At 53.8% G+C, this 11,945-nt stretch carries 13 protein-coding genes and 1 riboswitch; of the genes, 8 read left to right on the top strand and 5 right to left on the bottom strand.

Annotated features, from left to right (window positions below; genetic code table 11):
* Window positions 1–388: 388 nt before the first annotated feature.
* Window positions 389–2,410 carry an excinuclease ABC subunit UvrB gene (uvrB, locus tag FDX11_RS06755; RefSeq protein WP_137397662.1) on the top strand — a complete coding sequence of 674 codons (2,022 nt, stop codon included), beginning with the start codon at window positions 389–391 and terminating at the stop codon, window positions 2,408–2,410.
* A 91-nt stretch (window positions 2,411–2,501) separates the two neighbouring features.
* Here the strand turns inward: uvrB and yvcK are convergent, their stop codons facing one another.
* Window positions 2,502–3,410 (bottom strand): uridine diphosphate-N-acetylglucosamine-binding protein YvcK, encoded by a 909-nt coding sequence (gene yvcK / locus FDX11_RS06750; protein WP_042309625.1) that lies wholly within the window; start codon window positions 3,408–3,410, stop codon window positions 2,502–2,504.
* Window positions 3,411–3,699: 289 nt separating this feature from the next.
* A riboswitch (molybdenum cofactor riboswitch) is annotated at window positions 3,700–3,845 on the top strand.
* Between yvcK and moaA the strand changes: the two genes are divergently transcribed.
* The 6 genes from moaA to FDX11_RS06720 all read left to right on the top strand — a co-directional run bounded on the left by moaA (window position 3,833) and on the right by FDX11_RS06720 (window position 7,279).
* Window positions 3,833–4,822, top strand: coding sequence for a GTP 3',8-cyclase MoaA (gene moaA, locus FDX11_RS06745; RefSeq protein ID WP_061381916.1), 990 nt, complete (start codon window positions 3,833–3,835; stop codon window positions 4,820–4,822). (Overlaps the previous riboswitch by 13 nt.)
* Window positions 4,823–4,840: 18 nt before the next feature.
* Window positions 4,841–5,353 carry a molybdenum cofactor biosynthesis protein B gene (gene moaB / locus FDX11_RS06740; RefSeq protein ID WP_042309623.1) on the top strand — a complete coding sequence of 171 codons (513 nt, stop codon included), beginning with the start codon at window positions 4,841–4,843 and terminating at the stop codon, window positions 5,351–5,353.
* A 2-nt stretch (window positions 5,354–5,355) separates the two neighbouring features.
* Window positions 5,356–5,841: a cyclic pyranopterin monophosphate synthase MoaC gene (gene moaC, locus FDX11_RS06735; RefSeq protein ID WP_061381915.1), complete on the top strand. Its 486-nt coding sequence runs from the start codon at window positions 5,356–5,358 to the stop codon at window positions 5,839–5,841.
* A complete protein-coding gene (gene moaD / locus FDX11_RS06730; protein WP_038639062.1) occupies window positions 5,834–6,079 on the top strand; it encodes a molybdopterin synthase sulfur carrier subunit in 246 nt (81 codons plus the stop codon). The genes moaC and moaD overlap by 8 nt, the downstream gene beginning before the upstream one ends.
* A 1-nt stretch (window position 6,080) precedes the next feature.
* Window positions 6,081–6,533 carry a molybdopterin synthase catalytic subunit MoaE gene (gene moaE / locus FDX11_RS06725; RefSeq protein ID WP_038639065.1) on the top strand — a complete coding sequence of 151 codons (453 nt, stop codon included), beginning with the start codon at window positions 6,081–6,083 and terminating at the stop codon, window positions 6,531–6,533.
* A gap of 41 nt (window positions 6,534–6,574) precedes the next feature.
* On the top strand, window positions 6,575–7,279 hold the full coding sequence (locus FDX11_RS06720; protein WP_040230421.1) for a Bax inhibitor-1/YccA family protein: 705 nt from the start codon (window positions 6,575–6,577) through the stop codon (window positions 7,277–7,279).
* A 90-nt stretch (window positions 7,280–7,369) separates the two neighbouring features.
* Here the strand turns inward: FDX11_RS06720 and FDX11_RS06715 are convergent, their stop codons facing one another.
* Genes FDX11_RS06715 through FDX11_RS06705 form a run of 3 tightly spaced genes read right to left on the bottom strand, consistent with a single transcriptional unit; the run spans window position 7,370 to window position 10,331 of the window.
* Complete coding sequence (locus FDX11_RS06715) at window positions 7,370–8,332, bottom strand: YbhN family protein (protein ID WP_047025514.1); 963 nt, start codon at window positions 8,330–8,332, stop codon at window positions 7,370–7,372.
* Window positions 8,332–9,573 carry a cardiolipin synthase ClsB gene (clsB, locus tag FDX11_RS06710; protein WP_042309617.1) on the bottom strand — a complete coding sequence of 414 codons (1,242 nt, stop codon included), beginning with the start codon at window positions 9,571–9,573 and terminating at the stop codon, window positions 8,332–8,334. The genes FDX11_RS06715 and clsB overlap by 1 nt, the downstream gene beginning before the upstream one ends.
* Window positions 9,570–10,331 (bottom strand): endonuclease/exonuclease/phosphatase family protein, encoded by a 762-nt coding sequence (locus FDX11_RS06705; protein ID WP_042309615.1) that lies wholly within the window; start codon window positions 10,329–10,331, stop codon window positions 9,570–9,572. The genes clsB and FDX11_RS06705 overlap by 4 nt, the downstream gene beginning before the upstream one ends.
* A 132-nt stretch (window positions 10,332–10,463) precedes the next feature.
* Between FDX11_RS06705 and FDX11_RS06700 the strand changes: the two genes are divergently transcribed.
* Window positions 10,464–10,874 carry a YbhQ family protein gene (locus tag FDX11_RS06700; RefSeq protein WP_042309614.1) on the top strand — a complete coding sequence of 137 codons (411 nt, stop codon included), beginning with the start codon at window positions 10,464–10,466 and terminating at the stop codon, window positions 10,872–10,874.
* Here the strand turns inward: FDX11_RS06700 and FDX11_RS06695 are convergent.
* Window positions 10,836–11,942, bottom strand: coding sequence for an ABC transporter permease (locus FDX11_RS06695; protein WP_003831543.1), 1,107 nt, complete (start codon window positions 11,940–11,942; stop codon window positions 10,836–10,838). The genes FDX11_RS06700 and FDX11_RS06695 overlap by 39 nt on opposite strands.
* Window positions 11,943–11,945 lie beyond the last annotated feature (3 nt).

Below are 11,945 nucleotides of genomic sequence, written 5' to 3'. Positions count from 1 at the left end.
TATTAGGGTTAGAAAACACAATGTAAGCGAGAGAAGACGCGGCCTGCGACTAAATTGATGCGAAAGACGGCTTGAGATAATAATCATTAAATTACAGGTGGTTAGATAAAATCAATGGCTGTCGCAGAAGTGTCATGTGTTGCCATAAAACTTTCATCGGCTGGCTTGACAAATGTTAAAAAAGGCATTGGTTTGGGGATAACACATTTTTGCTGGTGTTTTATTTTGTCTGGGGGCAAATTTTGGCCTGCAGCCACGGCCATTTGACGGGTGTAACTGAAATATTCTGGCGCGTTACTGTTTTTTCATCCAGTATATTTTACTGGCAAAATATACTACTGCGAGTAAAATTACACACCTGCCCGCCCATTGCTTCAGGTAGCTGCTCATGAGTAAACCGTTCAAACTAAATTCCGCTTTTAAACCCTCTGGCGATCAGCCTGAGGCGATACGTCGCCTGGAAGACGGTCTGGAGGACGGTCTGGCGCATCAGACGCTGCTGGGGGTGACGGGCTCGGGGAAAACATTCACCATCGCGAATGTAATTGCGGACCTACAGCGTCCTACCATGGTGCTGGCGCCTAACAAGACGCTTGCTGCGCAGCTGTACGGTGAGATGAAAGAGTTCTTTCCGGAAAACGCGGTGGAATATTTTGTCTCCTACTACGACTATTATCAGCCGGAAGCTTACGTACCGAGTTCTGATACCTTCATTGAGAAGGATGCATCGGTCAACGAACACATTGAGCAGATGCGTCTGTCGGCGACCAAAGCGCTGCTGGAACGTCGTGACGTCGTTGTGGTGGCGTCGGTTTCCGCCATTTATGGTTTGGGCGACCCGGACCTGTACCTGAAAATGATGCTGCACCTTACGGTGGGGATGATTATCGACCAGCGCGCGATCCTGCGTCGTCTGGCGGAGCTGCAATATACCCGTAACGATCAGGCATTCCAGCGCGGGACCTTCCGCGTGCGCGGTGAAGTTATCGACATTTTCCCGGCTGAATCCGACGACATTGCGCTGCGCGTGGAACTGTTCGATGAGGAAGTCGAGCGTTTGTCGCTGTTTGACCCGCTTACCGGGCAGGTTGAATCGACCATTTCCCGCTACACCATCTATCCGAAAACGCACTACGTCACGCCGCGCGAACGTATCGTGCAGGCGATGGAAGAAATTAAAGTCGAGCTGGCAGACCGCCGTAAAAATTTGCTGGCGAATAACAAGTTGCTGGAAGAGCAGCGCTTAAGCCAGCGTACACAGTTCGATCTGGAAATGATGAACGAGCTGGGTTATTGCTCGGGGATTGAAAACTATTCCCGCTATCTGTCCGGACGCGGTCCAGGCGAGCCGCCGCCGACGCTGTTTGATTACCTGCCGGCCGATGGTCTGCTGGTGGTAGATGAATCCCACGTCACTATTCCGCAAATTGGTGGCATGTACCGTGGCGACCGGGCGCGTAAAGAGACCCTGGTCGAATACGGATTCCGTCTGCCCTCGGCGCTGGATAACCGTCCGCTTAAATTTGAAGAGTTTGAGGCGCTGGCCCCGCAGGCCATCTACGTCTCGGCAACGCCGGGGAACTATGAGCTGGAGAAATCCGGTGATGACGTGGTTGATCAGGTGGTACGACCGACCGGCCTGCTGGATCCGGTGATAGAAGTGCGTCCGGTGGCGACGCAGGTTGACGATCTGCTGTCGGAGATCCGCACGCGTGCGGCGATTAACGAACGTGTGCTGGTCACCACGCTCACCAAACGCATGGCGGAAGACCTCACCGAATACCTCGAAGAGCACGGCGAGCGGGTGCGCTATCTGCACTCCGACATCGATACCGTGGAACGTATGGAAATCATTCGTGACCTGCGCCTGGGCGAGTTTGACGTGCTGGTGGGTATCAACCTGTTACGCGAGGGCCTGGACATGCCTGAGGTCTCGCTGGTGGCGATTCTGGACGCAGACAAAGAAGGGTTCCTGCGCTCTGAACGCTCACTTATCCAGACCATTGGTCGCGCGGCGCGTAACATCAACGGCAAGGCGATTCTCTACGGCGATAAAATTACCGCCTCGATGGCCAGGGCGATTGGTGAAACTGAACGTCGCCGCGAGAAGCAGCAGCGTTACAACGAAGAGCACGGTATTACGCCGCAGGGGCTGAACAAGAAAGTGGTCGATATTCTGGCGCTGGGTCAGAATATTGCGAAGACCAAGGCGAAGGGCAAAGGGAAGTCACGTGCGGGTACGAAGTCTGACGTTGTCGAACTGGATATGACGCCAAAAGCTTTGCAGCAGAAGATTCACGAGCTGGAAGGGCAAATGATGCAGCATGCGCAGAATCTCGAATTTGAAGAGGCAGCGACGATCCGCGATCAACTGCATCAACTGCGCGAGTTATTTATTGCGGCATCGTAAACTTGTGCCGGATGCGGGGTATCCTCTTATCCGGCCTACGGGGTGCTTGCGTTTGTCGGCCTGATAAGCGCAGCGCATCAGGCAGGTCCGTTCAGCCTAATGCCTGTACCGCTTTCTCCAGAGCGCGGTGCAGCAGCTGACGGTCATGACGGTACGGAATATCGCTGGCTTCCAGCACTTCCTGAATCACAATGCGGTCGGTAACGGCGGAAACATCTACTTTCGGGCCGACAACCACCGCGTCTATCACTTTCTTGCCAACGTACTGTTCGATGATTGCCAGCTTATCGTTAAGCGTCAGGCTGGCTGCTGGCAGGCTTAATTCGCGACCCAGGTTGCCAATGTAGACCATCCTGGCGGGGGTACGCCGTAATGCCTGCGCCAGTTCGTCGAGCAGCAGGATCGGCATCAGGCTGGTATAAAAACTGCCTGGTCCTATCAGAATCAAATCCGCTTCGGCGATTGCCTCAACCGCTTCTCGCGTGGTGGGGACTTTTGGCGACAGCATCAGTTCCTGAGGAGGGATAGTGAGCTGATCGATATTCACTTCGCCATAGACTTCATGCCCCTGATCATCAATAGCCATCAGGTCCACCGGCAGCTCTGACATCGGAATTAAATGCGCATCCACCTTCAGCAGGTTGCGAATTAAATTAATGGCCTCCAGAGGCCGCACGCTGAGGTGATCGAGCGCCTTTAACATTAAATTTCCGAGGTTATGTCCGGAAAGCTCGCCATTACCGCCAAAACGGTATTCAAACATAGCGGATGCAACGCTGGGTTGGGTAATTAACTGGTTCAGGCAGTTACGCATGTCACCCCAGGCGATGCCGCCTTCAGAACGACGAATACGCCCCGTGGAGCCGCCATTATCGGTGGTGGTTACGATACCCGTCAGTCGTGAACCTAAAGGGGAAAGTGAGGAGAGAACGCGTCCTAATCCATGCCCTCCGCCGAGAGCGACAACGCGATCTAAATCTGCCAGCGTGCGAGTGCGCATAGAGTTTCCTGATATCAATTGATCGGCGCTACAGTACCGTAAATAGCGTGTTTTCAGCAATTATCCAGTTGGCATTTGCCGAAATTAATTTTCGGCGATCTACCCCTTTCTGATGACATGCACCTGACAGCAAGATGATGTATATCAATGCAAAACTGTGGTTTTTGCTTATTCTGTAGCGAAATTGCACGATCATGACGCTATATACATATTTATACAGCGTAAGTGTGCTTGGCATTATCGCCATTTACACGCTAGTATCGGCATAACCACTACGTACTCAAAGTATGATGAGTATAAACACTCTAGCCTCTGCACCTGGGTCAAATGATACGGTGCTTTGGCCGTGGCAATGCTCGAACGAGATTGTCACCAGGGCGCAGGAAGAAATGACTGCGTCTCCCGTATTTGGAAAGGTGTACATGGGCTCTCAACTTACCGATGCTTTCGCGCGTAAGTTTTACTACTTACGTTTGTCGATTACCGATGTGTGTAACTTTCGTTGCACCTACTGCCTGCCGGATGGCTATAAGCCCGGTGGAGTCACCAATAACGGCTTTTTGACCGTTGATGAAATTCGCCGCGTCACCCGAGCGTTCGCCAGCCTGGGGACGGAAAAAGTGCGCCTGACAGGGGGCGAACCCTCATTACGTCGCGATTTTACTGACATTATTGCCGCTGTGCGTGAAAACGACGCTATCCGTCAGATTGCGGTAACGACCAATGGTTATCGTCTGGCGCGCGATGCTGCGGCCTGGCGCGATGCCGGGTTGACGGCACTCAACGTCAGCGTCGACAGTCTCGATGCCCGTCAGTTTCACGCCATTACCGGGCAGGACAAATTTCAGCAGGTGATGGCGGGCATTGACGCCGCCTTTGATGCCGGTTTCGAAAAAGTGAAGGTCAACACTGTGCTGATGCGCGATGTAAACCATCATCAACTGGACACCTTCCTGGCGTGGATCCAACCCCGTCCTATTCAACTGCGTTTTATTGAACTGATGGAAACGGGCGAGGGCAGTTCTCTCTTCCGTAAGCATCATATCTCAGGGCAAGTACTGCGCGATGAGCTTCTGCGTCGCGGCTGGATCCACCAGCAACGCCTGCGCAGCGACGGTCCGGCTCAAGTTTTCTGTCATCCAGATTATGCTGGCGAAATTGGTCTGATCATGCCTTATGAGAAAGACTTTTGCGCCACCTGTAATCGTCTGCGCGTTTCCTCTGTCGGCAAGCTTCATCTGTGTTTATTTGGTGAAGGCGGCGTAAGCCTGCGTGACTTGCTGGAAGATGACGCTCAGCAATCCGCGCTGGAAGAACGCATTTCAACCGCGCTGCTGGAGAAAAAGCAGACCCATTTCCTGCATCAGAACAATACCGGTATTACGCAAAACTTATCTTACATTGGCGGCTGATCGCTAAAAGGAGTTTTCATGAGTCAGGTAAGCGCTGAATTTATCCCGACACGCATTGCTATTCTTACTGTTTCCAACCGTCGCGGCGAAGAGGATGACACCTCTGGTCACTACCTGCGTGACTCGGCGCTGGAAGCGGGCCATCAGATTGTTGACAAGGCGATTGTCAAAGAGAACCGCTATGCCATCCGCGCCCAGGTTTCCGCCTGGATTGCCAGTGACGATGTGCAGGTCGTGCTCATTACCGGCGGCACCGGACTGACCGAAGGCGACCAGGCGCCGGAAGCGCTGCAACCGCTGTTCGACAGAGAAGTTGAGGGTTTTGGCGAAGTATTCCGTATGCTCTCGTTTGAAGAGATCGGCACCGCGACGCTGCAATCCCGGGCAATTGCCGGGGTCGCGAATAAAACGCTGATTTTCGCCATGCCGGGTTCGACCAAAGCGTGTCGTACCGCCTGGGAAAATATCATTGCGCCGCAGCTTGATGCCCGTACGCGTCCGTGTAATTTCCACCCACATTTGAAGAAATAAGTATGTCGCAACTGACTCATATTAACGCCGCTGGCGAAGCCCACATGGTGGATGTCTCTGGTAAAGCAGAAACGGTACGCGAGGCGCGTGCTGAAGCATTCGTGACGATGCGTAGCGAAACGCTGGCGATGATTATCGATGGTAGCCACCATAAAGGCGACGTTTTCGCCACGGCGCGCATTGCCGGTATTCAGGCGGCCAAACGGACCTGGGATCTTATCCCGCTGTGTCACCCGCTGATGCTGAGCAAGGTCGAAGTTAACCTGCATGCCGAACCGGAACACGATCGTGTACGCATTGAGACGCTGTGTCGCCTGAGCGGGAAAACCGGTGTGGAAATGGAAGCGTTAACGGCGGCCTCCGTGGCGGCGTTGACCATCTACGACATGTGCAAAGCGGTACAAAAGGACATGGTGATTGGTCCGGTGCGCCTGCTGGCAAAAAGTGGTGGTAAGTCGGGCGATTTTAAGGTGGATGCGCATGATTAAGGTTCTTTTCTTTGCCCAGGTCCGTGAGCTGGTCAACACGGATGCGTTAGAGGTCACCGCTGAATTTCCAACGGTCGAAGCGCTGCGCCAGCATCTGGCGGCGCAAGGCGATCGTTGGGCGCTGGCGCTGGAGGACGGCAAGCTGCTGGCGGCGGTGAACCAGACGCTGGTCAGTTTTGACCATCCCCTTAATGCAGGTGATGAAGTGGCTTTCTTCCCACCGGTAACCGGAGGTTAAGATGGCTGAGACGCGAATTGTTGTTGGGCATGCGCCGTTCAGCGTTGGGGAAGAGTATCCCTGGCTTGCCGAGCGTGATGAAGACGGCGCCGTAGTGACCTTCACCGGTAAAGTGCGTAACCACAACCTCGGCGACAGTGTGCAGGCATTAACGCTGGAACACTATCCAGGCATGACCGAAAAAGCGCTGGCGGAGATTGTCGACGAGGCGCGTACGCGCTGGCCGCTGGGACGGGTGACGGTGATCCATCGCATTGGCGCGCTGTGGCCCGGCGATGAAATCGTTTTTGTTGGCGTGACCAGCGCGCATCGTAGTAGCGCGTTTGATGCCGGGCAGTTCATTATGGATTATCTGAAAACCCGCGCACCGTTCTGGAAGCGCGAGGCCACGCCGGAAGGTGAACGTTGGGTGGATGCTCGTGACAGCGATAAGCTAGCAGCAAAACGCTGGTAGAGTACAATTGTTGTAGGCTCATACTGATTCAGGAGATTGTCATGGACCGATTCCCACGATCCGATTCTATTGTGCAGGCGCGTTCCGGTCTGCAAACGTATATGGCGCAGGTTTATGGCTGGATGACCTGCGGGTTGTTGCTGACGGCGTTTATCGCCTGGTATGCGGCAAATACGCCCGCGGTAATGATGTTTGTCTTCTCCAGTAAAATCACCTTCTTTGGCCTGATTATCGCCCAGCTTGCGCTGGTGTTCGTTTTGTCCGGCATGGTGCAAAAGCTCAGCGCCGGTATGGCAACCACGCTGTTTATGCTCTATTCGGCGTTAACCGGGTTAACGCTGTCGAGCATCTTCATCGTCTATACCTACTCGTCTATCGCCAGTACCTTTGTGGTCACCGGCGGGATGTTTGGCATCATGAGCCTGTACGGTTATACCACTAAGCGCGATCTCAGCGGTTTCGGCAATATGCTGTTTATGGCGCTAATCGGTATTGTGCTGGCTTCACTGGTTAACTTTTGGCTGAAGAGCGAAGCGTTGATGTGGGCGGTAACCTACATTGGGGTGATTGTGTTTGTCGGTCTGACCGCCTATGACACGCAGAAGCTGAAAAACATCGGTGAGCAGATCGACCTGCGCGACAGTTCAAATCTGCGCAAATACGCGATTCTTGGCGCACTCACGCTGTATCTGGACTTTATCAACCTGTTCCTGATGCTGCTGCGTATCTTCGGCAATCGTCGTTAATTGTCTGTTGCCGGATGGCGCAGCGTTTATCCGGCCTACAGTTGTGTATCGAAAGTAGGCCGGATAAGGCGTTAAGCCGCATCCGGCAAATCATTTCGCCATTGCCTTCTCGTTTTTCGCCCGCAGCTTCTTCGCCCGACTTTCCAGCAACAGGTAGCAAATAAGCGCCAGTAGCAGCGGAATAAAATAATAGAGGACGCGATACGCAAGCAGGGCGGCGATAATCTTGCCTTGAGAAGTATCTTCTCCCGCCAGCAACGCCATAAAGACCGCCTCCAGCACACCGATCCCCGCCGGAATATGTACGATAACCCCGGCAATACTGCTCACCAGCAGCACGCCCAGCACGAAGAAATAGTTGATATCCTGACCCAGCAACAGCCAGATAATGGCTCCCATCACCATCCAGTTGGTACTGGATATCGCCATTTGCGCGATGGCGAATTTCCAGGAGGGCAGCACCAGCTTTTGGCCCCTGATGGTGATGTGGCGATGTTTAGCGAAGGCGCAAAACCAAAGATAAACGACAATAATCAGTAGCAGCGCAATGCCTAAAATGCGCAGCGTACCTTCATCGATATACCAATGCGCGGGCAGCTCGACCACACCAAAGGTAAAAATAAAACCGCCCAGCAGAATATAGCCCAACCAGTTGGTGGTAATACTCAGCGAAAAAATCCGCGTAATAGTGCTCCCCGGCAACCCGAGGCGCGAGTAGAGCCGGTAACGCATCCCAATACCGCCCACCCAGGTGCTTAACGTCAGGTTGAAGGCGTAACAGATAAACGACACCAGCATGACCTGGCGTTTTGCCAGCTTGTGCCCACAGTAATGTCGGCCGAGCAGGTCATAGCAGCCGTAGAGTAAATAACTGACGATCACCAGCCCCACGGCGCTGAGCAGGGCAGTCCGATTGTAATCCCGGATTACCGTCCAGACCTCTTCCCAGTTGACCTTGCTGGCATAAATGACCAGCAACACGATGACGGCAATGAAAAATAGCCACGTGAGTATTTTTTTCGCTAACCGCCAGCGCGGATGTGCTTTGGCCATCAGGATTTTCCTCCGACATCCTCAGTTTGAATGCGATCCTGCGTTTCCATGGCAGGCTGTGCGGGCGGTTCTACCTCGGTCAGATGTGGTGTATGTGCGGGTAGCCAGCCGACCAGCGCCGGGAAATGGCGTAAAAAGTGGAACGCCAGCACGCTTTTAGTCAGGTTCCACCAGGTGCGTTTGGGCAGCATGGATTCATCAACCCGCTTGCAGTCCTGCGCAATAATAGGGTTCAGGTTATCGCGCAGAGTCTGGTTAAACGCACGGTCATGAATAATGAGATTCGCTTCCAGATTCAGCGACAGGCTGAGCGGGTCAAGATTGCTGGAGCCTACCGTCGCCCAGTGATCGTCCATTAGCGCGACTTTGCCATGCAGAGGTTTACGGCGATATTCATAGACATGGACGCCGCCTTTTACCAGATAGTTGTACAGCAGGCGGGCACCCACTTTCACAATCGGCATATCCGGTTCACCCTGCACGATGAGTTTTACCCGAACGCCGCGTCGGGCCGCTTTACGCAGGGCATGCAGAAAGCGATAACCGGGAAAGAAGTAGGCATTGGCAATGATCACTTCCCGTCTGGCCTGGGTAAGCATTTTCAAATAATGGCGTTCAATATCATCGCGATGTTCTTCGTTGTCGCGCCAGACAAACAGCACCTGCGCTTCGCCAGGCCGATGATTTTCGATTGCCCGATGATGACGTCGCCACCAGCGGCGTACGGCGCTCTGGCCCGGCAGGTTTTCCAGTACGAATGTCAGGATGTCGGCCACGATGGGACCTTCAACGCGTACGGCGTAATCCTGCTTGGCCTCAGGGCCGTAATCAGACATATGTTCAGCGGAATAATTGATGCCGCCGACGAAAGCAACGCGGTCATCAATGACCACAATTTTACGATGCATACGGCGAAAGAGATTAGTGCGCATGCCGAACAGACGCGGGCGCGGATCGTAGTAGCGGAAAACAATGCCAGCTGCGGTTAGCTCATTAACGAAGCTGTCGCTGAGGTCCGGCGAGCCATAGCCATCCAGCAGTACTTCGGCTTTGACGCCGCGACGTGCTGCACTCAGCAGCGCGGCATGCAGCTGTTTTCCGACCGCATCCTCAAACCAGATGAAGGTTTCGAGGATAATCTTTTGTTGCGCCTGTTCAATGGCGTCAAACACGGCGGGGTAGAACTGATCGCCGTTTTCCAGTAGTTGAATTTGATTGCCTTCACGCCAGCCAAATTTCATAAATGAATCTCCGCACTCAGAGGGGCATGATCGGACAAATGTCGCCAGTGACGCAGCGCCAGCGCCGTTGGGGTGCTGGCATTCGCATTTTTCACATAGATCCTGTCGAGACGTAGCAGGGGAAACTGCACCGGAAACGTCCGCGCCGGGCGACCGTGGGCGCGGGTAAAAATCTCGTCAAGGTCGGCATTGGCTTTCAACGGATGATTGGCTTTTTGTCGCCAGTCGTTGAAATCTCCGGCGACCACAACGGGCTCACCCTCAGGTAAGGCATTCACCCAATCTGCCAGCATAGCGAGCTGGGCCTGACGGTGGGCTTCACGCAAACCGAGATGGACACACATCACGTGAACCGGGTGGGAGAGCATCGGCGGCACAATGCGGCAGTAAAGGACCCCGCGTTTTTCACTCGCGCCGACCGACACATCGCGATTTTCATAATGTTCAATAGGATAGCGCGACAGCACGGCGTTACCGTGATGCCCCTGCGGATACACGGCGTTACGTCCATAAGCGAAGTCGCTCCACATGGTATCCGCCAGAAATTCGTAGTGCGTGGTGTCCGGCCAGTTTTCCACATGCAGAGGATGCACCTCGTGTGCGCCCATTACCTCTTGCAGGCACACAATATCCGCCCCGACCGTTCTGACGGCTTCCCGCAGCTCAGGCAAAATAAAACGCCGATTGAAGGCGGTAAACCCTTTATGAGTATTAATGGTGAGCACATTGAATGAAAACCGTTCTGTTTGTCTGGCCATGATTCTCCCGTTGGCGTCACTTTCCTGATTAAAATAGTGTAGTCGTCGTCACAAAAAGATGCGGTGTTGCGGAATTTTCCGTAAAGTCCGGTACTCTGAACAATTAGTCGAAAATCCTTCAGGAGAAAAGCCATGAGGTGGCAACAACGTGTTCGTGTCGCAACGGGTCTAAGTTGCTGGCAGATTGTGTTGCATTTACTGGTAGTGGCATTGCTGGTAATGGGCTGGATGAGCGGCACGCTGGTGCACGTCGGCCTGGGATTATGCGTCGTTTACGGCGTAACGGTTTTATTAATGCTGGCCTTGCAACGTCACCATGAACAGCGCTGGCGCGACGTGGCGGATGTGCTGGAAGAACTCACTACGACGTGGTATTTCGGTGCCGCGATGATCGTACTGTGGCTGCTGTCGCGCGTGCTGCAAAACAACGTCTTGCTGGCCCTGGCGGGGCTGGTGATCCTTGCCGGACCCGCCGTGGTGTCGCTGTTGGCGAAAGACAAAAAGCTACATCACCTTGCGGCGAAACATCGCATACGCCGCTGAGCCGGTTGTGGCCGCTATCACCAACAGCGGCCACAAACTTCCCCAGACAATCTTCAGACTCGCATCCTTCAGGTAAATCTGTTTCGTGATGTCCGTAAAATGGCGGATCGGGTTTATCCACGTCAGATTCTGTAACCATACCGGCATATTTTCGACCGGCGAGACGTAGCCTGAGAGCAATATCGCCGGCATCATAAAGACAAATACGCCGATAAACGCCTGCTGCTGGGTGGCGCACAGCGATGAAATCAGCAGACCAAAGCCGACCAGCGACAGTCCGTAAATCACCATCGTGAAATAGAACAGTCCCAGTGAACCGGCAAACGGAATGTGATAAGCCCAGATGCCGATCGCCAGCACAATGGTGGCCTGAAAAGTGGCCACAATCAGCGCGGGTACTGCCTTGCCGATGAAAATTTGCCAGGTTGTAAGCGGGGAGACCAGCAGTTGATCGAGCGTGCCCTGTTCGCGCTCGCGGGCCACCGACAGCGAGGTGACGATCATCACGCCGATGGTGGTGATCATGGCGATCAGCGACGGAACCACGAACCATTTGTAGTCCAGATTCGGGTTATACCAGTTACGTACCACCAGTTCGCTGTTGTTCGGTTTTGGCTTGCCGTCCATCAGCTCCTGCTGGTACTCCTTCACGATCTGCTGCAGGTAATTGGCGGCAATTTGCGCGCTGTTCGAGTTACGCCCATCGAGGATAATTTGCATGGGCGCTTGCTGGAAGGTATCCAGATTCCGCGAAAAGTTTGCCGGGAAGCGCACCAGCAGCAGCGCTTTTTGCGTGTCGATGGTCGGCTGGATCTCCTGCGGGCTTTTCAGTAACAGAACATGCGTAAAGGCGCTGGCGCGGGCGAAGCGCTGAGTAAGCTCCACCGAGTGTTTGCCATTGTCTTCGTTATAGATAGCGATAGTGGCGTTGGTCACTTCCAGCGTCGCGGCGAACGGGAACAGAATGACCTGAATCAGCACCGGTAGAATCAGAATGGCTCGCGTCTGTGGTTCGCGTAATAGCGATTGCAGCTCTTTGCGAATCAATGTCCATAAACGATGAAACATGCC

Origin of the sequence: Citrobacter sp. wls714 (genome assembly GCF_005281025.1) — a bacterium.
GTDB classification, from domain to species: Bacteria; Pseudomonadota; Gammaproteobacteria; order Enterobacterales; family Enterobacteriaceae; genus Citrobacter; species Citrobacter werkmanii.
The sequence above is the reverse complement of the archived record's forward strand: the minus strand, read 5'-3'. Positions and strand labels throughout refer to the sequence as shown.

Excerpts from the sequence above, each read along its gene's own strand:
- uvrB (WP_137397662.1), top strand. The coding sequence starts at position 389 with ATGAGTAAACCGTTCAAACTAAATTCCGCTTTTAAACCCTCTGGCGAT.
- yvcK (WP_042309625.1), bottom strand. The coding sequence starts at position 3,410 with ATGCGCACTCGCACGCTGGCAGATTTAGATCGCGTTGTCGCTCTCGGC.
- moaA (WP_061381916.1), top strand. The coding sequence starts at position 3,833 with ATGGGCTCTCAACTTACCGATGCTTTCGCGCGTAAGTTTTACTACTTA.
- moaB (WP_042309623.1), top strand. The coding sequence starts at position 4,841 with ATGAGTCAGGTAAGCGCTGAATTTATCCCGACACGCATTGCTATTCTT.
- moaC (WP_061381915.1), top strand. The coding sequence starts at position 5,356 with ATGTCGCAACTGACTCATATTAACGCCGCTGGCGAAGCCCACATGGTG.
- moaD (WP_038639062.1), top strand. The coding sequence starts at position 5,834 with ATGATTAAGGTTCTTTTCTTTGCCCAGGTCCGTGAGCTGGTCAACACG.
- moaE (WP_038639065.1), top strand. The coding sequence starts at position 6,081 with ATGGCTGAGACGCGAATTGTTGTTGGGCATGCGCCGTTCAGCGTTGGG.
- FDX11_RS06720 (WP_040230421.1), top strand. The coding sequence starts at position 6,575 with ATGGACCGATTCCCACGATCCGATTCTATTGTGCAGGCGCGTTCCGGT.
- FDX11_RS06715 (WP_047025514.1), bottom strand. The coding sequence starts at position 8,332 with ATGGCCAAAGCACATCCGCGCTGGCGGTTAGCGAAAAAAATACTCACG.
- clsB (WP_042309617.1), bottom strand. The coding sequence starts at position 9,573 with ATGAAATTTGGCTGGCGTGAAGGCAATCAAATTCAACTACTGGAAAAC.
- FDX11_RS06705 (WP_042309615.1), bottom strand. The coding sequence starts at position 10,331 with ATGGCCAGACAAACAGAACGGTTTTCATTCAATGTGCTCACCATTAAT.
- FDX11_RS06700 (WP_042309614.1), top strand. The coding sequence starts at position 10,464 with ATGAGGTGGCAACAACGTGTTCGTGTCGCAACGGGTCTAAGTTGCTGG.
- FDX11_RS06695 (WP_003831543.1), bottom strand. The coding sequence starts at position 11,942 with ATGTTTCATCGTTTATGGACATTGATTCGCAAAGAGCTGCAATCGCTA.